General features: G+C 76.2%; 10 protein-coding genes. 5 read left to right on the top strand and 5 right to left on the bottom strand.

What is annotated here, in order from left to right; genetic code table 11:
• Positions 1–450: 450 nt before the first annotated feature.
• Positions 451–1,002 (bottom strand): MarR family transcriptional regulator, encoded by a 552-nt coding sequence (locus tag ACGFZL_RS05935; protein ID WP_355168669.1) that lies wholly within the window; start codon positions 1,000–1,002, stop codon positions 451–453.
• Positions 1,003–1,137: 135 nt separating this feature from the next.
• Between ACGFZL_RS05935 and ACGFZL_RS05930 the strand changes: the two genes are divergently transcribed.
• The gene (locus ACGFZL_RS05930) at positions 1,138–2,418 is read left to right on the top strand and encodes an MFS transporter (RefSeq protein ID WP_355168711.1); all 1,281 of its coding nucleotides are present in this window, start codon (positions 1,138–1,140) and stop codon (positions 2,416–2,418) included.
• 24 nt (positions 2,419–2,442) lie between these two features.
• Here the strand turns inward: ACGFZL_RS05930 and ACGFZL_RS05925 are convergent, their stop codons facing one another.
• Both ACGFZL_RS05925 and ACGFZL_RS05920 read right to left on the bottom strand, forming a co-directional pair.
• Positions 2,443–4,095 carry a SpoIIE family protein phosphatase gene (locus tag ACGFZL_RS05925; protein ID WP_393689569.1) on the bottom strand — a complete coding sequence of 551 codons (1,653 nt, stop codon included), beginning with the start codon at positions 4,093–4,095 and terminating at the stop codon, positions 2,443–2,445.
• Positions 4,096–4,267: 172 nt separating this feature from the next.
• Positions 4,268–5,644: an NAD(P)/FAD-dependent oxidoreductase gene (locus ACGFZL_RS05920; RefSeq protein WP_393689567.1), complete on the bottom strand. Its 1,377-nt coding sequence runs from the start codon at positions 5,642–5,644 to the stop codon at positions 4,268–4,270.
• A 381-nt stretch (positions 5,645–6,025) separates the two neighbouring features.
• On the opposite strand from ACGFZL_RS05920, the gene ACGFZL_RS05915 reads away from it, so the two are divergent.
• Positions 6,026–6,856, top strand: coding sequence for a TetR/AcrR family transcriptional regulator (locus ACGFZL_RS05915; protein ID WP_393689565.1), 831 nt, complete (start codon positions 6,026–6,028; stop codon positions 6,854–6,856).
• Between the two features lie 184 nt (positions 6,857–7,040).
• Entirely contained in the window at positions 7,041–9,206 is a 2,166-nt protein-coding gene (locus tag ACGFZL_RS05910) for a sigma-70 family RNA polymerase sigma factor (RefSeq protein WP_393689563.1), read from the top strand.
• On the opposite strand, the gene ACGFZL_RS05905 is transcribed toward ACGFZL_RS05910, so the two are convergent.
• Positions 9,193–13,344, bottom strand: a complete 4,152-nt coding sequence (locus tag ACGFZL_RS05905) for a BTAD domain-containing putative transcriptional regulator (RefSeq protein ID WP_393689561.1) — start codon at positions 13,342–13,344, stop codon at positions 9,193–9,195. The genes ACGFZL_RS05910 and ACGFZL_RS05905 overlap by 14 nt on opposite strands.
• A 536-nt stretch (positions 13,345–13,880) precedes the next feature.
• Positions 13,881–16,022, bottom strand: coding sequence for an asparagine synthase-related protein (locus ACGFZL_RS05900; protein WP_393689560.1), 2,142 nt, complete (start codon positions 16,020–16,022; stop codon positions 13,881–13,883).
• A 738-nt stretch (positions 16,023–16,760) separates the two neighbouring features.
• Between ACGFZL_RS05900 and ACGFZL_RS05895 the strand changes: the two genes are divergently transcribed.
• Positions 16,761–18,185, top strand: coding sequence for an MFS transporter (locus tag ACGFZL_RS05895; RefSeq protein ID WP_393689558.1), 1,425 nt, complete (start codon positions 16,761–16,763; stop codon positions 18,183–18,185).
• Between the two features lie 64 nt (positions 18,186–18,249).
• Positions 18,250–19,470: an L-2-hydroxyglutarate oxidase gene (gene lhgO, locus ACGFZL_RS05890; protein WP_393689556.1), complete on the top strand. Its 1,221-nt coding sequence runs from the start codon at positions 18,250–18,252 to the stop codon at positions 19,468–19,470.
• Positions 19,471–19,523: the final 53 nt, after the last annotated feature.

Raw genomic sequence — 19,523 nt, 5'->3', positions numbered from 1 at the left:
TGAGTTCTCAAGGAACGGTCGCTTCCTTTGTACTCACCCTCTCGGGCTTTCCTCCGGGCTTCCCTTCGGTCTTGCGTTTCCGACTCTATCAGATCTTTCCGATCCGATTTCCTCGGTGCTTTCCAGGTTCTCGCTTTCGCGTTTCCCTTTCCGGCGGTTCCGACTCTATCAGATCCTTTCGGGCTCTGATTCCCCGTCAGAGGGGGTTGTCTTCCGGGCTGTTGGGCCGTTCCGACGTTCCAAACCCTAGCGGACTCGCTGAGCGATTCCTAATCCACTCGAATTGGCATTCGGGCACGCCGAAGTCATTCCCAGTGGGAGTTGTAGCTGGTGGTTTGGTTGCCGCTGGTGCGGCGGAAGGTGCTGCCGAAGAACCGTTACGGCTCCGTGGCAACTCGAAGAACCCTACGGATCCGGCAGGTGGCTGTCAAGGGCTGCCTGTCAAGATCTTTAATCGAGGTCGCTGAGCCGCCCGCCGGCGTCCGGCTGGGCGTGCTCCACGCGGCGGAGGAGGCGGGTGAGGACGTCGCCCAGGGCGGAGCGGTCGCCCGGGGAGAGGTCCTGGAGCAGGTCCTCCTCGAAGACCGTGGCCAGCCGCATCGCCTCCAGCCACTTCTCGCGCCCCTCGCTCGTCAGCTCCACGATGACCCGCACCCGGTTGGACTCGTCGCGCTCCCGGGTGACCAGGCCCTCCGTGACCATGCGGTCGATGCGGTGGGTCATCGCGGCCGGGGTGAGACCGAGCCGCTTCGCCAGCTCGCCGGGGCCCAGCTGGTAGGGGTCGCCGGACAGGACGAGGGCCTTGAGGACCTCCCACTCGGCGTTGCTGATGCCGAGGTCGGCGGTCTGGCGGCCGTACGCGACGTTCATGCGCCGGTTGAGGCGGGAGAGCGCCGAGACGATCTTCTCGACCTGCGGGTCCAGGTCACGGAACTCGCGCTGGTAGGCGGCGATCTGTTCGTCGAGGGTCGGCTCGGCGCCGGCGCCGGAGGTGTCACCCATGGCCCGCAGTATGGCACGCGGCCCCTTTGCCTCGAAGTCCTTCGGCATGTAGTCTTTAGCTTCGAACTTTAGCTTCTAAGTCTTCAGTCCTAACGGCTGGAGCTGACCCAAGAGAGGGTGAACGTGACCAGGGCGATGGGCGCAGCAATGCGCCGGATTCATGTGGGCAACGCACTCAGCGCGTTCGGACTCGGCTTCACCGTCCCCTACCTGTACGTCTATGTGGCGCAGGTCAGGGGTCTCGGTGCCATGACGGCGGGGCTGGTGCTCGCCGTCTTCGCCGTGGCCGCGCTGATAGTGCTGCCGTTCGCCGGGCGGGCCATCGTCCGGCGCGGCCCGCTGCCGGTGCTGCTCGCCGCCCTGGTCACCGCCGCGCTCGGCGCGCTGAGCCTGGGGGTGGCGGACCGCGCCGCCACCGTGCTGGTGTCGGCAGCCGCGCTCGGGGCCGGGCAGGCCGTGATGCAGCCGGCGCTCGCCACGATGATCGTGGACTGCTCCCCCTCGGAGACCCGGTCGCGGGCGTTCGCCACGCAGTTCTTCCTGCAGAACCTCGGCCTCGGTGTCGGCGGGCTCATCGGCGGTCATCTGGTCGACACGTCCAGCGCCGCGTCCTTCACGCTGCTGTTCGCGATCGAGGCGGCGATGTTCCTGCTCCTCGTCGTGGTGATGGCGACCGTGCGGATGCCGCGCGCGCCGCGGGTCGAGGCGGTGCCGGGGCAGTCGGGCGGGAGCGGCTGGCGGCAGCTGGCGGGCAACCGGGCCATGGTGCAGCTGTGCGTCCTCGGCTTCGTGCTGTTCTTCGCCTGCTACGGGCAGTTCGAGTCGGGGCTGAGCGCGTACGGCGTGGAGGCCGCCGGGATATCGACCTCGGCGCTGGGGACCGCGCTGGCGGCGAACACGCTGATGATCGTGGTGGCGCAGTTCGCGGTGCTGAAGTTCGTGGAGCGCCGCAAGCGCTCGCGTGTGATCGCGGCCGTGGGCCTGCTCTGGGCCGTGGCGTGGGCCGTGGCCGGATACGCGGGGCTCGGGCACGGCAGCCAGACCATGGCGACGGCCGCCTTCATCTCGACGTACGCGCTGTTCGGTCTTGGTGAGGCGATGCTGTCGCCGACGCTGGCGCCGCTGGTGGCCGACCTGGCGCCGAGTGGGATGGCGGGGCAGTACAACTCCGCCTTCGCCCTGGTGAAGCAGCTCGCGCTGGCGATCGGTCCGGCCGTAGGCGGTCCGCTGGGGGCGTCGCTGCACGGGCCGTACGTCGTGGCGTTCCTGCTGTGCTCGCTCGGCATCACCTGGCTGGCGATACGGCTGGGGCGGCTGCTGACCGACGTGCAGAACCAGCCGTCGCTGGCCCGGAGCCGGGTGGTCACGCAGGGCGGCGCGGCCCCGGCCGAGACCGTGGCGTCCGCCGAGGCGTGAGGCTCGCCGTCCCGGCGGGCGGTGTCAGCGGCTCGGCAGGACGAACTCGCACCAGACCGCCTTGCCTCCGCCGGGGACGCGGCGGGATCCCCAGTTGGTGGCGATCGACGCGACGATCGCGATGCCGCGGCCCGATTCGTCGCCGGGTTCCGCCTGGCGGCGGCGGGGCAGATGGTCGTCGCCGTCGGTGACCTCGACGATCAGCCGGCGGTCGGTGCGGCGCAGCCGCAGCCGCATCGGGGGCGTGCCGTGCTGGAGGGAGTTGGCGACGAGTTCGCTGGCGGCCAGGACGCCCGCGTCGTGCAGGTCGGCGGGGAAGCGCCAGCTGGTCAGCACGCCGGAGGCGAAGGCACGCGCGCGAGGTGCCGCCTCCACGCCGCCGAGCAGCTCCAGGGCGGCGTTGCGGAACAGCTCCGCCTCCGGGCCGGTGCGGGCGGGGTGCTGGAGGACCAGGACGGCCACGTCGTCGTAGTGATCCGCGGTGACGCCCGCCGAGCGGACCAGGCGGTCGCAGATCACCTGGGGCGTTCCGGTGGCGCCGGCCAGGGCGCGCTCCAGGGCGGCGATGCCCTCGTCCAGGTCCTCGTTCCTGCGCTCCACCAGGCCGTCGGTGTAGAGGACGGCGGTGGAGCCGGGGGTGAGGGCGACCGAGCCGGAGGCGTGCATCCAGCCGCCGGTGCCGAGCGGCGGTCCGGTGGGTTCGTCGGCGCGGCGGACGGTGCCGGTCTCGTCGCGGACCAGGATGGGCAGGTGCCCGGCGGAGGCGTACACCAGCCGGCCCTCGTTCGGGTCGTGGATGGCGTAGACGCAGGTGGCGATCTGGTTGGCGTCGATCTCGGCGGCGAGGCCGTCGAGGAGCTGAAGCACCTCGTGCGGGGGCAGGTCGAGGCGGGCGTAGGCGCGGACGGCGGTGCGCAGCTGGCCCATCACGGCGGCGGCGCGTACGCCGCGGCCCATGACGTCGCCGATGACGAGGGCGGTGCGGCCACCGCCGAGGGTGATGACGTCGTACCAGTCCCCGCCGACCGCGGCCTCGGTGCCGCCGGGGTGGTAGGTGGCGGCGACCCGCAGGTCGTCGGGTGACTCCAGTTCCTGCGGGAGGAGGGAGCGCTGGAGGGTGACGGCGGTCTCGCGCTGGCGGCGTTCGCTGGCGCGCAGGCGTTCGGCGGCCTCGGCGTGGTCGGTGACGTCGGTGGCGAAGACCAGGACACCGCAGGTGCCCTGGTCGGTGACGGGGGTGCAGGTGAAGGTGTAGGAGCGGCCGTCGGGGGCCTTGCGGGACTTCAGAGTCCGGGGTCTGCCGCTGCGCTGGACCTGGTCGAGGAGCGGGAAGAGGCCGAGTTCGGCCAGCTCGGGCAGGGCCTCGCGGGCGCGGTCGCCGAGCGCGCGGCGGCCGAAGGCGGTGGCGTAGGCGTCGTTGACGTAGGCGACGCGGTGCTCGGGGCCGTGCAGGAGGGCGACGAGGGCCGGGACATGGTCGAGGACGTCGCGCACGGGGAGGGCGTCCACGCAGGGCAGGGGCGGCGGCTCGTCCGTGAGCTGTTCGGCGCGGGCGGCGGGCAGCGAGCCGTCTCCGCGCCGGTCCGGGAGGACGGCCGGGGTGACGGCCGGGTCGGTCCGCGCTGCGGCGCGGCGCTGCGTTCCGGGGAGTCGGGCGCTCCAGCGCGTGAAGTTCACGAATCCTTGCCTCGTGTAGTTGTCGGTGGCCGGCACCGGGGCCCGACCGTGGCCCGGGGGCCGCGCGCGGGGTGGGGCGGTGGCCCGCCCGTGACGGTGGACAGTCTGGCAGGGCGCCGCCGGACCGGCATCCGTCAGACGCCGGTCCGGGCCGGGTAGTTCCGCGTCGCGGTCAGGACGACCCCTTCGGGTTGCCCGGGGGCTCCTGGGAAGGCTTTCCACCGGCCGCGAGTTCGAACTCGGCCCGGGGGTGTTCGAGCGAGCCGAGGGAGACGATCTCCCGTTTGAAGAGGCCGGCCAGGGTCCATTCGGCCAGCACGCGGGCCTTGCGGTTGACGGTGGGCATCCGGCTGAGGTGGTAGGCGCGGTGCATGAACCAGGCGGGGTAGCCCTTCACCTTGCGTCCGTAGACGTGGGCGACGCCCTGGTGGAAGCCGAGGGAGGCGACGGAGCCGGCGTGGCGGTGGGCGTAGCTCTCCAGGGGTTCGCCGCGCAGGGTGCGGGCGAGGTTGTCGGCGAGGACGGCGGCCTGGCGGACGGCGTGCTGGGCGTTGGGGGCGCAGGTCCCGCCCGGCTGGTCGGCGGTGGTGTCGGGGACGGCGGCGGCGTCGCCGGCGGCCCAGGCGTGCGGGGCGCCCTCGACGGTGAGGTGGGCGGTGCAGCGCAGCCGGCCGCGCGCGTCGAGCGGCAGGCCGGTGGCGGCGAGGAGGGGGTGCGGCCGGACGCCGGCCGTCCAGACGACGGTGCGGGTGGGCAGGCGGGTGCCGTCGCTGAGGACGGCGATCCGGTCGGCGCAGGACTCCAGGCGGGTGTCCAGGCGGACGTCGATGTTGCGGCGGCGCAGCTCGGTGACGGTGTAGCGGCCCAGGTCGGCGCCGACCTCGGGCAGCACGCGGCCGGTCGCCTCGACCAGGACCCACTTCATGTCGTCGGGCGCGACGTTGTGGTAGTGCCGGGCGGCGTAGCGGGCCATGTCCTCCAGCTCGCCCAGCGCCTCCACGCCGGCGTAGCCGCCGCCGACGAAGACGAAGGTGAGGGCGGCGTCGCGGACGGCCGGGTCGCGGGTGGAGGAGGCGATGTCCAGCTGCTCCAGGACGTGGTTGCGCAGGCCGATGGCCTCCTCGACGGTCTTGAAGCCGACGCCGTGCTCGGCGAGTCCCGGCACGGGCAGGGTGCGGGAGACGGAGCCGGGCGCGAGGACGAGTTCGTCGTAGGGCAGGCGGCGGGCGCCGGTGCCCTCCTCGGCGGTGGCGAGGGTGGTGACGGTGGCCGTGCGGGCGGTGTGGTCGACGGCCTCGACCTCGCCGACGACGACCTGGCAGCGGCCGAGGACGCGGCGCAGCGGCACGACGACGTGGCGCGGGGAGATCGAGCCGGCCGCCGCCTCGGGCAGAAACGGCTGGTACGTCATATAGGGGTCCGGGGAGACGACGGTGATCTCCGCTTCCCCGCGCCGGAGTTCGTCCCGGAGCCGGCGCTGCAAGCGCAGCGCGGTGTACATCCCGACGTAGCCGCCGCCGACAACGAGAATGCGCGCACGTTCCTTCACCCTCCCATGACGCACCCGACACCTCGGTTTGTCCACAGGCTGCGCGATTCGTATGACCGCTCGGGGTGGGGGCGCGCAGGTGGCCGGAGAGCCACTGCGCGACGCGCGTGTGCAGGTCAGCCGGTGTGGGCAGGGGGGCGCGCGGCATCGGACGGGGAATGCGGGCGAGGCAGGTGGCGCGCGGGGGCGGCGCCGTGCCGGGACTGCCCCTTCTGAATTGACTCCCACTCAACTATGTTCGTCTCCACGGAGTGTGGGGGAAAGCGCTCTTCGGGTCCGTGACGGGCGGACCGGTGAACGGGCTCCGTTCCCCACACATGCTCCGGCTCTTTACGACGGGGTAGGTCTCCGGGGGGAGACGTCATTACCGGGGGATGGGTCATGCATGTTCAGGAATCTCGCTATTCGTCCGCGTCGACAGCGGCGGCCGTGGTCACGGCCGGCGGCGCGGTGAACGCGGCGATCGGCGGCGGACGCGGGGACGGACGCGGCGACGTGCCGCGCACGGCACCGCTGCGTGTGGACGCCCAGCGCAACCTGGAGCACGTGCTGCGCGCGGCGCGCGAGGTCTTCGGCGAGCTGGGGTACGGCGCGCCGATGGAGGACGTGGCCCGGCGCGCCCGGGTCGGGGTCGGCACGGTCTACCGGCGCTTCCCCAGCAAGGACGTGCTGGTGCGGCGGATAGCCGACGAGGAGACGGCGCGGCTGACCGAGCAGGCCCGCACGGCGCTCGGGCAGGAGGACGAGCCGTGGTCGGCGCTGGCCCGTTTCCTGCGCACCTCGGTGGCCTCCGGCGCCGGGCGGCTGCTGCCGCCGCGGGTGCTGCGGGTCGGGGTCGCGGAGGACGGCGCCGGCGCCGGTCCGGCCGCCGGTGAGCTGCGGGTGCCGCAGCAGCGCGGGGAGTCGGGCCCGGCCGAGCTGCGTCTCGTGCCGGAGGGGGCGGTGGCCGCCGAGGTGCCGGGCGCGGGCGCGGTGAGCGGGCCGGAGGACGCCGGGGTGGCGGCACTCCTCGACGTCGTGGGCCGACTGGTGGAGCGGGCCCGCGCGGCGGGCGAGCTGCGCCCTGAGGTGTCGGTGTCGGACGTCCTGCTGGTGATAGCCACGGCGGCGCCCTCGCTGCCGGACGCGGCCCAGCAGGCGGCGGCCTCCTCGCGGCTCCTCGACATCCTCCTGGAGGGCCTGCGCTTCCGGCCGGCCGGAGACGCTTCCTAGGTCCTCCCCGGGCCCTCGCGGGCGGCCCCCATTCCTTCCCCGAACAGGCGCACGTCAGTACTGCGGGGCGGCAGAACCCCACGGACGGGTGACGGTCCGGGCAACGGGGGTGCGGCCGTCCGGCCCTGTGGCAGCCTGACCCGATGTTCGGGACTGGTGGGACAGCGGGCGGAGGCTTTCCGCGATGAGCGTCGAGGGGCGGGACGAGCCGCGGGGCGACGGTGGCGCGGGACCCGACGACCCGCCGCGACCGCAGGTCCCGGGCCAGGGAGGTGAGGCGCGCGGTGACCGTGCCGGTGGTCGGGGCGCGCCCGGTGACCGGGCTGGGGATCGTGATGCGGGCGGTGACCGGGGCGGGGATCGTGATGCGCCCGGTGACCGGACAAGTGGTCGGGGCGCGACCGGTGGGCCGGCCGGGCCCGGTGTCCCCGCACAGCGCGGGCACGAGCAGAGTGGGCAGCGGGGGCGGTACGAGCAGCGCGAGCGGTCCGAGGACGCCGAGGCGCCGACCGCACCGCCCGCGCCACCCGTGCCGGCGCTGCCCGAGGCGTACGACGCCCACGATGCCTACGACGCGTACAACGACGGCGTCCTGCCGCCGCCGCGCGGCCCGCTGCCGCCCGCCGACGCCGAGCTGCTCGACCAGATGCGGGCGGGCGACGACGCGGCCTACGCCGAGCTGTACCGGCGGCACGCCGAGCCGGTGCGCCGGTACGCCCGTACCTGCTGCCGGGACGGGCACACCGCGGACGACCTGACCGCCGAGGTCTTCGCCCGCATGCTGCAGGCGGTGCGGCACGGGGCGGGGCCCGACCACGCGGTGCGCGCCTATCTGCTCACCTCGGTGCGCCGGGTCGCCGCCGGCTGGACGCGGACGGCCCGCCGGGAGCATCTGGTGGACGACTTCGCGGTGTTCGCCGCGCAGTCCGCGCACGCCCCGAAGGCCGACGACGACACCCTGGAGCTGGGCGCCGAGGCGCGCGCCCTGCACGAGGCCGAGCAGTCCATGGCGATGCGCGCCTTCCGGTCGCTGCCCGAGCGCTGGCAGGCGGTGCTCTGGCACACGGAGGTGGAGGACGAGTCGCCGAGCGAGGTGGCCGTGCTCTTCGGCCTCGACGCCAACGGCACCCGGGTGCTGGCCAGCCGCGCCCGCGAGGGCCTGAAGCAGGCGTACCTCCAGGCGCACGTCAGCGAGGCGCTGGCCGCCGACGAGGAGTGCGCCCGCTACGCCGACCGGCTCGGCACGTACGCCCGCGGCCGGCTGCGCACCCGGGCCGAGCGCGGGCTGCGCAAGCACCTGGAGGAGTGCGCCCGCTGCCGGCTGGCCGCGAGCCAGCTCCAGGAGGTCGCGGGCGGCATCCCGGGCGTCGTGCCGGTCGCGGTCATCGGCTGGTTCGGGGCCGCCGGGTACGCCAAGGCGGCCGGGCTCATCGCCGGCGGCGCCGGAGCCGGGGCGGCGGGTGCCGCCGCGGCCACCGGCGGCTCGGCCGGCGGGGGCGGTGCCGGCGCGGCCGGCTCCGAGGGCCTCGGGGCGCCGGTCAAGGCCGGCATCGCGGCCGGCGTCGTCGCCGTGGCCGCCGCCGCGGCCCTGGTCCTCGCCCTGGCCGGGAACGACGACCCGGCCCGGCACCCCGCCAAGGCCGACCCGCCGCCCGCCTCCGCGCCGGCGGCCGAGCAGCCGACCCCCGACACCCCCGCGCCGGCCCCGCCGCCACCGCCCCGGCCGCCCGAGCCGGCTCCCCGGCCGACCCCCACCCCGCGCCCCACGCCACCCCCCACGCCCCGCGCCACCCCACCCGCGCCGAAGCCGAAGCCGAAGCCGAAACCCAAGCCCCCGCCCGCACCCGCCCCGAAGCCGACCCCCAGCCCCACCCCGCCCCCGCCGTCACCGCCGGCCCCGACGCCTCCCCCGGCCCCGGCCGACTACCGCTGGAGCGAGCTGGCGTACGACGTCGTCGGCGACGGCACCGGGCCCGAGATGCGGCTCGGCGAGAGCAGCTGGGTGTGGCAGCGGACGGCGCCGACGGTCGCGGGCACGCGGTACGCCCACGGCGTCACGGTGTCCGGCCGCTCCTCCGTCACCATCGACCTGAACCGGTCCTGCTCCGCCTACCAGGCGCTGGTCGGCGTGGACGACCTGTCCGCGAAGCTCGGCAAGGTCGCCTTCTCGGTGTACGCGGACGGGGAGCGGCTGTGGAACTCCGGCACGGTCAGTGCCGGCGACCCCGCGCGGCCCGTCCGGGTCGGCCTGGCCGGGCGGCGCACCGTGCGGCTGGTCGTGGAGCCGCGCGACCCGCTGGGCGGGGTGGCCCTCGCGGACTGGGCGGAGTCGCGGTTCAGCTGCGCCTGACGGCCGGGGCGACGGCGCGGGCGCGGACGGCGTCGTCCAGTTCGCGCAGGACCTCGTCGGCGGTGAGGGCGGTGCCCCGGGCGTGTTCGGCGGCGTAGCCGTCCTCGCCGAGGGCCTTGCGGGCAGCGGCCCCGGTCCGGTCGGTCTGGGCGCGCTGCGGCACGGAGTAGGGGAAGTCCCCGTGCCAGCGGGCCCCGGCGCCGAGCATCCTGGCCGCGCGCGGGGCGTCGCCGAGGTCGCCGAGGAGGCCGGCCGCGCTGTCCGCGAGGGCGGCCATGATGCCGTCGGCGCACCGCTTCTCCACCGCCGTGCGCACCGTGCGGGCCAGCATCCGCAGCGCCGGGTCACGATCCTGCCCGGCGGCCGTGACCAGGGTGTCGACCAGGTCAAGCATGACCAGGAACTGCGCGGGCGGCGTGCCCCAGGAGACCTTCTCCCGGGCGCCGTCGCACAGGGCGCGGGCCCGGGCCACGTCGCCCTCGTCCAGGGCGAGCTGGGCGCGCATCGCCAGGACGAAGGCGGCGGCGTCGGGGGCGGCGTACCGCTCGGTGGCGGCGGCGGCCTCGTCCAGGGTGGCGTGCGCGGCCGGGCGGTCGCCGAGGTGGTAGGCGATCTCGGCGAGCCGGGCGAGCAGGAAGGGTGTCTCGGCGTATGCGCCCACCTCGTGGGCGAGGCGCAGCCCCTCCTCGTAGGCCGCCCTGGCCTCCGCGTAGCGACCGCGGGCCATGGCGGCCTCGCCGGCGGCGCTGCTCACCTGGGCGCGCACCCAGCGGTCGCCGACCTCGCGGCTGAGCCGGCGCAGCTCCGCCAGGTCGTCGTCGACCTCGGCGGCGCCTCCGGGGGAGTCGACCAGCGCGTGGGTGCGGAACATCAGGCTGACGGCGACCTCCCAGTCGCCGCCGTGGGCGCGGGCGTTGGCGACGGCGGCGTCCATGACGGCGCGGTGCTGCGGGGCGTCGCGGGAGTCGGCCACGAAGAACTCGGGCAGCGGCCAGACGAGGCCCGGCAGCCGGGCCGCCGCCGGGCCGCCCGCGGCGAAGTGGCCGCGCAGGCGGGCGACGTAGCGGCGGATGCGGTCCTCGTCCGGGAACTGGTCGCCCGGGCCGGCCTCCACCCGGAGGAAGAGGTGCCACATGCGCAGGTCCGTACGTGTGTCGTGCAGCGGGTGGCGCGGGGCGTCGGCGTCTTCTTCGGCCGGGGTGGCGAGGTAGTCGTCGACGGGGTCGTTGGTGGTGTCGCGGGCGGACGGCGGCAGGCCACGGTCCAGGGCGACGCCCAGGCGCAGGACGGCGTCCAGCCAGGTGAGGCCCTCCTGGCGGTAGTTGCGCAGCCACCAGAACCAGCCCATGGCGAGGCAGAGGGCGGCGGCCTCCGGCTCGTCGCCCGCGGCGAGGGAACGGTCCAGGGCGGCGCGGATGTTGTCCAGGTCGCCCTCCAGGCGGGCGATCCAGGGGAGCTGGCCGGCCGAGCGGAGCCGCGGGTCGGCCTCCTCGGCGAGGGCGCGGGCCCAGGCGCGGTGCCGGCGTTCGGTCGCGGTCCGGCCCGCGGGGTCCTCGGCGGCGCGTTCGGCGGCGTACTCGTGGATCGTCTCCAGCATGCGGTAGCGCATGCCGGTGCCGTCGTGGGCGGCGCCGGGGGACGCCACGACGAGGGACTTGTCGACCAGCGAGCCGGTCAGCTCGGCGACCGGTCCGGTGCACACGGCCTCCGCCGCGTCCAGCTCCCAGCCGCCGGCGAAGACGGACACCTCGCGCAGCAGCCGGCGTTCGTCCGCGTCGAGCAGCTCCCAGGACCAGTCGACGACCGCGCGCAGGGTCTGCTGGCGGGGCAGCACGGTGCGGGCGCCGGAGGTGAGGAGGCGGAAGCGGTCGTCAAGGCGGTCGGCGATCTGGCGCGGGGTGAGCACGCGCAGGCGAGCGGCGGCCAGTTCGACGGCGAGCGGGAGGCCGTCCAGGCGGCGGCAGATCTCGGTGACCGCCGCCGGGTCGCCGTCGAGCACGGTGTCCGCGTCGGGGCGTACGGCGCGGGCCCGGTCGGCGAAGAGGCGGTGCGCCTGGGCGGGCGTGAGCGGCTCGACCGGGCGCACCGCCTCGCCGGGGACGCCGAGGGGTTCGCGGCTGGTGGCGAGCACGGTGAGGCCGGGGCAGCGGGTGAGCAGGGTCTCGGCGAGGCGGGCGGCGGCGTCGATGACGTGCTCGCAGTTGTCGAGGACCAGCAGCAGATCGCCGCCGCGGGCCGCGCAGTGCTCCACCAGGAGGGCGACGGGGTCGTCCTGCGGGGCGGGGCGGTCGGTGCTCACCAGGACGGTCTCGCGCAGTCCCAGCGCGTTGACGACCGCGCCGGGTACGGCCTCGGGGTGGTCGAGCGCGGCCAGTTCGACCAGGTAGGCATGCGGGTGCCCGCCGGCGGCCTCCTCGGCCAGGCGCGTCTTCCCTGACCCGCCGGGCCCGGTGAGGGTGACCAGCCGGGCCTCGCGCAGGTCGGCCCGGAGGGCGGTCAGCTCTTGCTCGCGGCCGATGAAGGAGGTCAGGCGGGGGCGGAGGTTGGTGGGGCGGTGGGGGTGAGGGGTGGGTGGGGTGAGTGGGGTTGGCGGGGTGGTGGGTGTCGGTGGGGTGGGGCGGGTCGAGGGGGTCGAGGGGGTGGGGTCGATCCCGGGGGCGTCGGCCCCGGCGGCGTCAGTCCCGGTGGGGTCGGCTCCGGTGGGGTCGGCTCCGGCGGCGTCGGCCCCGGCGGCGTCGGCCCCGGTGGCGTCGGCCCCGGCGGCGTCGGCCCCGGCGGCGTCAGTCCCGGCGGGGTCGACACCGGCGGCCTCGGCTCCGGCAGCGTCGGCTCCGGTGCCGGGAGGCTCGGCAACGCCGCTGCCCCGGCCGGGTCGAGCAACCTCGGCGCCGGATGGGGCCGCGCCGACGCCGGTTTCGAAGGACTCGGCGTCGCCGCTCCGACGGCCGGGGCGAGCAGCCCTGGCACCCGGCCCCATCACGCCAGTACCGGACCCGGAGGACTCGGCGCCGTCGACGCCCCGGCCGTGTCGCGTGGCCTCGGCACCGGATCCCACCGCGCCGACATCGGATCCGGCGGGCTCGGCACCGCCGCTGGCCCGGCCAGGCCGAGCGGCCCCGGCACCCGACCCAACCGCACCAACCCCGACCCCGGAGACCCCGCCACCGCCGCCGTCCCGACCAGGCCGAACGGCCCCGGCACCCGACCCAACCGCACCAACCCCGGCCCCGGGCGCCCCAGCAGCGCCGCTGCCTTGGCCCGGCCGAGCGATCCCCGCGCCCGATCCCGCCACGTCCGCACCGGACCCGGCATCCCGACCGAGGCCGACGCCCCGGTCAGGCCGAGCGACCGCGTCCACACCCGGCCCGGGGCCCCCGGCCCCGTACGCACCTGCCCCGGCGTCTCCCGTCGGGGCCGGTCCCCTCGCCGGGCCGAGCAGTTCCGCGTGCAGGGCGCGCAGGCCGGGCCCCGGCTCGGTGCCCAGGCCCTCGGCGAGGGCGCGGCGGGCGGTGTCGTAGGCGGCGAGGGCGTCGGCGGCGCGGCCGGTGTCGCGCAGGGCGCGGATGAGGAGGGCGTGCAGCGGTTCGTCGTAGGGATGGGCGGCGGTCAGTTCGCGCAGGCGCGGTACGGCGTCGTGGGCGCGGCCCAGGGACAGGGCGGCCTCGACGCGGGTGCGGGTCGCCTCCAGGTGGAGGGCGTCGGCGCGGGCGGCGGCGGTGCGGTCGGGGAGGTCGGCGAGGGCGGGGCCGCGCCACAGGCCGAGGGCCTCGTCCAGGTGCCGGGCGGCGGCGGGGGCGTCGCCGCGGGTGAGGGCGTCGGTCCCCTGGCGTACGAGGCGTTCGAAGACGTACAGGTCGATGTCGTCGTCCGAGGCCGCGAGACGGTAACCGCCGGGTTCGGAGGCGACGGCGTCCCTGCCGACCGCGCGGCGCAGCCGGCCGACCAGGGCCTGGAGCGCCGCGGGGGCGTCCCGGGGCGGGTCGTCCGCCCAGACCTCGTCGATCAGCGTGCCGGGGGCGACGACGCGGCCCGGGCGCAGGGCGAGCGCGGTGAGCAGCGCACGGAGCCGCCCACCGCCGACACGGACGGCGACGCCGTGCTCCTCCGCTTGGGCGACGCCCAGAATCCTGTACCGCACCGGGTCATTGTCCCCGGCCGGGAGGGAGCGGCGCCCGGTACGGCGATGTGGGTGGGGCGGGGGACGTCCCTGCAGGGCGACGCCGGGAAGACGGGAGCGCGCCCGGCGGCGAGGCTCGGCGCGGTGGCAGCGGGCTCTGCGCGGCTTCGGTCAGCCCGCGATGCGTTCCCTGCGACCGCGCGTCACCTGACGCCACCCCGACGCGCGCAGCCCGCCCAGGCGACTCCCGTCGAATGCCGGTCGGCGTCAGGACGCCCACGCTGACCCGGCCACTAGGGCGGCGTCCGGCACCGGCACCGGCACCAGCGACTGCGCCCGGCCAACAGCCCGAGAGCCAACCCGCCCGAGCCCGGCAACATCCCCAAGCACGCAACCGCCCGAGCCCGCAACCGCCAGAGCCCGCAACCGCCAGAGCCCGCAACCGCCAGAGCCCGCAACCGCCAGAGCTCGCGGCCACCCAAGCCCGCTGAACCACCTGCCCCCGCAACAACCCACCCTCGAACCACCCCCCACCCGCACAGCCGCCGGAGGCCCCGTCAGGCCCGCCGCACCACCTCCCCCGCCCCGCCCAGCGCCCCCCGCTGCGGCACGATGCCGGCCGGGACGGCGCGTTGGCGGGCCGGGGTGCCGGTCCAGCAGGTGCCTCGGCGGGAGAGGAGGCGGCGGAGCCAGAGTTCGAGGGAGACGAGGTCGGCGAGGCCGTCCAGGGGGAGGGGTTCGCCGGCGGACGCCGAGCGGAGCGCCTTGCGGACGACGCGGGCCTCGACCAGGCCCGCCTGGGCGAGCAGGGGGCGGTCGAAGAGGTCGAGGAGGGCGTCCGAGGCGAGGCGGAGGCCGGTGCGGGCGGCGGCGGCCGACAGGGCCTGGCTGGGGGCGCCCCAGCCGGCGGGGAGGTCGCTGACGCCGGCGCCCTCCAGGACCGTACGGAGGATGGCGGCCCGTGCGCCGGGCCGTACCCGCAGTGCCTCGGGCAGCGCCCGGCACGCGCGGACGACCTGGTTGTCGAGGAAGGGCGCGTGCAGCCGCTGGAAGCGGATCTCGGCGGCCTGCTCGAGGACCCGGACCTCGGCCGCCTGCCGGGCCAGTGCCGCGCGGGCGCGGAAGTCGCCGGGGCGCTGCCCGGGCCCGATCGAGGAGCGCTGGGTGGCGGAGTGCAGGCGGAACGAGACGTCGGCCAGCGCCTCCCCGGTCAGCCAGCGGGCGGCGGGGCCGGGTCCGGCCCAGGTGAGGACGGCGAGGGAGGCGTCCACCGCGCCGCCGCCGGCCGGGTCGAAGCGCTTGCGCAGCAGGCGTTCGGCGAGGTCCTCGACGCCGGTGCGGTAGGAGGTGCGGGCCAGCCGGCGGGCCGCGCCGTACACGCGGGCGGGGACCAGGACCGAGCCGTCGGCCTTGGCCAACGCGGCGACCGGGCGGACGAGGTGGCGTCTGCGGCGGTCCATGAGCAGGTCGGCGAGGCGGGCCGGGTGGGCGTCGAGGACCTGCCGGGCACCGTAGCCGGTGAAGTGGTCCGCGCTGCCCGCGGCCAGGCGGGCCCGGTGCCGGGCCGCCGCGACCAGCGCGGAGGCCGGTTCGTCGGTCAGCGGCCCGTCGAGCGCGGCGTAGGGCAGCACCTCCTCGCCGCCGGTGACGACCACGTGGTGCAGCCGGGGGTTGGCGGCGAGCGCGCCCGCCCGCTCCAGCTCGGACTCCCGGCCGGCGGCGGTCGCGGGGCCGCCCGCCCCCGCCGCCAGGTCGTTGAAGGTGACGGCCAGCAGCCGCTCCCCCGCCCCCGTGCCGTGCCCCAGCACCGTGCCCGGCATCCCGGGCAGCCCCGCGGCGAGCAGGGCGAGGGTGCCGGAGGCCGGCCCGCCGGACAGGTCGGCGCCGATGCCGGGCACCGGCATGCCGCGCGCGGCGCGCCGCTCGGCCGGGCCCATGCCGGGGACCGGGCCGGGGTCGATGCCGTCGCCGGGGACGTGCCGGGGGGCGGCGAGCCGGGTGCGTACCGCCTCCACCAGCGCGTCGCGCACGCCGTCGACCGCCCGCTCCGGATCGCTCGGCGGCGCTGCCACGGCGAGGGAGGCGACCGGCTCGTACCCGGCGATCTCGCGTGCCCCGGCGCGCAGGATCAGGGCGTGCCCCGGCGGCACGCGCCGCACGCCGTCGTAGGGGGTGGAGTCGTCCAGGGCGGCCGGCACGTCGGGCGCGGCGAGCAGCGCGGCGAGGTGGCCGTAGTCGAGGTTGGCCTCGACCAGGTCGGCCAGGGGCAGCGCGGCGGTGGCGTACGCCGTGCCGCCGGCCCAGGGGGTGTGGAAGACGGGGCGCGCGCCCGCGAGGTCGCCGCAGACGGTGATGCGCCGGTCCACCTGGACGACAGCCGTGTAGCTGCCGGGCCAGGCGGTCAGGTGGCGCAGGGCGCCGCCGCGGGCGGCGAACAGGCCGACGCGCAGCTGCTCGTCGCTCGCGCCGCACAGGCCGAGCACGGCGATCCGGGTGCGGGCGTCGGCGGTGACGACGCGCACCTCGTCGGGGCGCCAGTCGCCGACCGCCCACAGCGGGTCGGGGTCGCCCCACAGCGGGTGGGAGCCGACGGGGCGGAGGGTCTCGCCGTCGTAGCCGGTGGTGCCGGCGGAGCCGGTCGCCGCGCCGATGCTCGCGGCGCCCACGGCGGTGCTGCTCCACCCCACCAACCACCGCATCGACGCCTCCACAGGCTGGGGACAACCAGTGCACGTACGAACTGGATTCCCCATGCTGCCATGAAGGACGCGCCGCGGAGCGTCGGTGGCGCCACGTGTGCTCCCGCGCGTGCTCCCCCGAACACGCCCCAGGTGAGGGCGATATGCCGCTGGCACGGTGCCGGTCGCCCGGCCGGGAGCCGGTGATCATACCGATGCGAACGCGCCCCCGCCGCGCGCCCCCGAGCGCCCGTCGCGCCCCCAACGGCCGTGGTGAGAGCGGGGATGCACCGCTGCGGTGTGGCCGGTTTTCGGCCAAATCGGGGACGTGCGGCCCGCTTTGAACACTCTCCGTACAGGCTCTGCGCACAGGCCCTTCACGCCGTCCGGCGGTGCGCGGCCCGGGGGGCGTCACCGCCCCCCGGTCCGGTCCGCCGCCCGCGGGGATGTAGGCGGCGGCGTCCCCCAGCCCACTGGTCCCAGTGCAGCGGGCCGACCCACGCACCGCCCATGGAACCGCTCCCCGAGTGGCCGGAGAAGAGCGCACACACGGGCGCACGATCACACACCGGGAGCACACCGCCACCGGTTCGCCACCGTCCGTAGCGCCCCGCACGCGCGTGCGGACCACAATCCCGCCATCCGGAACAATGCCCCTTAACGCTTGGGATGCGGCGAACTACGCTGGGTTTACGAATGCCGCACGGTTATGCCAGCGCGGCAGCCGTGCGGCAGCCGTCTTGCGTGAGGGGTGGGCTCATGTCCAGGGAGCAACGCGGGCCGAACGACAAGCTCGGCGCCGTTCTCGCCCTCGCCGGGATCAGCAACGCCGGCCTGGCCCGGCGGGTCAACGACCTCGGCGCGCAGCGCGGCCTGACCCTGCGCTACGACAAGACCTCGGTGGCGCGCTGGGTGTCCAAGGGCATGGTCCCGCAGGGTGCCGCCCCGCACCTGATCGCCGCCGCCATAGGGCAGAAGCTCGGCCGCCCGGTGCCGCTGCACGAGATCGGCCTCGCCGACGCCGACCCCGCCCCGGAGGTCGGCCTCGCCTTCCCGCGCGACGTCGGGCAGGCGGTGCGCTCGGCGACCGAGCTGTACCGCCTCGACCTCGCCGGACGCCGGGCAGGGTCGGGCGGCATCTGGCAGTCGCTGGCCGGATCCTTCGCCGTGACGGCGTACGCGACCCCCGCCTCCCGGTGGCTGATAACCCCGGCCGACAGCTCGGTGGAGCGCGACGCCGGGCCGGCCGAGGGCGCGAGCGCACCGCTCAGAGTCGGCCACAGCGATGTGCAGAAGCTGCGCGAGGCCGCCGAGGACGCCCGCCGCTGGGACTCCAAGTACGGCGGCGGCGACTGGCGCTCCTCCATGGTCCCGGAGTGCCTGCGCGTGGAGGCCGCCCCGCTGCTGCTGGGCTCCTACTCCGACGAGGTCGGCCGCGCCCTGTTCGGCGCCTCCGCCGAGCTGACGCGGCTGGCCGGCTGGATGGCCTTCGACACCGGGCAGCAGGAGGCCGCCCAGCGGTACTACATCCAGGCGCTGCGCCTCGCCCGCGCGGCGGCCGACGTGCCGCTCGGCGGGTACGTGCTTGCCTCGATGTCCCTCCAGGCCACCTACCGGGGCTTCGGCGACGAGGGCGTCGACCTCGCGCAGGCCGCCCTGGAGCGCAACCGCGGTCTGGCCACCGCCCGCACCATGAGCTTCTTCCGCCTGGTCGAGGCCCGCGCGCACGCCCGCGCGGGCGACGCCCCGGCGGCCGGCGCCGCCCTGAAGGCCGCCGAGAGCTGGCTGGAGCGGGCCCGCCCCGGCGACAGCGACCCCGGCTGGCTCGGCTTCTACTCCTACGACCGCTTCGCCGCCGACGCCGCCGAGTGCTACCGCGACCTGAAGGCCCCGCGCCAGGTCCGCCGCTTCACCGAGCAGGCGCTGTCCCGGCCGACGGAGGAGTTCATCCGCTCGCACGGGCTGCGCCTGGTCGTCTCCGCCGTCGCCGAGCTGGAGTCCGGCAACCTGGACGCCGCCTGCGAGCAGGGCGTGCGGGCCGTCGAGGTCGCCGGGCGCATCTCCTCCGCCCGCACCACCGAGTACGTCAAGGACCTCCTGCACCGCCTGGAGCCCTACGGCGACGAGCCGCGCGTCGCCGAGCTGCGCGAGCGCGCCCGCCCGCTCCTTGTCACCCCGGCCTGACCGGCCCCCGCGCCGGGGGTTTGAGGGCGTTGTCAGTGGCGCAGTGCACTATCGAGGCCGGGAGGTGGAACAGGTGCGACTTCGGAGCGCGTACGACTGCGACGTGCTGGTGATCGGCGGCGGCATCGTCGGCCTGTCCACGGCCCACGCGATCACCCGCGCCGCGCCCGGCACCCGGGTCACCGTGCTGGAGAAGGAACCCGGCCCGGCCCGGCACCAGACCGGCCGCAACAGCGGCGTCATCCACAGCGGGGTCTACTACCGCCCCGGCTCCCTCAAGGCCCGGTACGCGGTGCGCGGCGCCGCCGAGATGGTGAAGTTCTGCGCCGAGTACGGCATCGCGCACGCCGTCACCGGCAAGCTGATCGTCGCCACCGACCGCGCCGAGCTGCCCCGCCTGCACGCCCTCGTCCAGCGCGGCCGGGAGAACGGCATACCGGTGCGCGAGCTGGGCGCCGCCCAGATCGCCGAGTACGAGCCGGAGGTGCGGGGCCTGGCCGCCATCCACGTCGGCACCACCGGCGTGTGCGACTACGTGGGCGTGGCCCGCCAGCTCGCCGAGGCGTCCGGCGCGGAGATCCGCTACGGCACCGAGGTCCGGCGCGTCGACCGGCGCCCCGAGCGCGGCGTGGCCGTGCGCACCGGCGCCGGGGACGTGCTGCGCGGCCGGGTCATGGTCAACTGCGCGGGGCTGCACTGCGACGAGATCGCCCGCCTGACCGGGGACGACCCCGGCATGCGGATCGTGCCCTTCCGCGGCGAGTACTACGAGCTGGCGCGGCCCGAGCTGGTGCGCGGCCTGGTCTATCCGGTGCCCGACCCGGCGTTCCCCTTCCTCGGCGTCCACCTCACCCGCGGCATCGACGGCGGCGTGCACGTCGGGCCGAACGCGGTGCCGGCGCTGGCCCGCGAGGGGTACGGCTGGGGCGTGGTGCACCCCCGCGAGCTGGGCGGCACCCTGCGCTGGCCCGGCTCCTGGCACATCGCCCGCCGGCACTGGCGGTACGGCGCGGGCGAGCTGCGCCGCTCCCTCTCCAAGCGCGCCTTCACCGCGGCCGTGCGCCGGCTGCTGCCCGCGGTGACACCGGACGACCTGGTGCCGGCCCCGGCGGGCGTGCGGGCCCAGGCGGTCCTCGCGGACGGCACCCTGGTCGACGACTTCCTCCTGAAGGAGGGCCCCCGCACGGTCCACGTCCTCAACGCCCCCTCCCCGGCGGCCACGGCGGCCCTGCCCATCGGCCGGGAGGTGGGCCACCGGGCGCTCGCCGCGCTGGGCCGGGCGTGACGGGCCCTGCCGGGCGGGTGGGCGAGGGGGCGGCGGGAGTACGCGTGGGCGGG

Origin of the sequence: Streptomyces sp. NPDC048182 (genome assembly GCF_043202555.1) — a bacterium.
In the GTDB taxonomy this organism is placed as follows: Bacteria; Actinomycetota; Actinomycetes; order Streptomycetales; family Streptomycetaceae; genus Streptomyces.
This window is presented reverse-complemented; position numbering and strand designations above follow the sequence as displayed.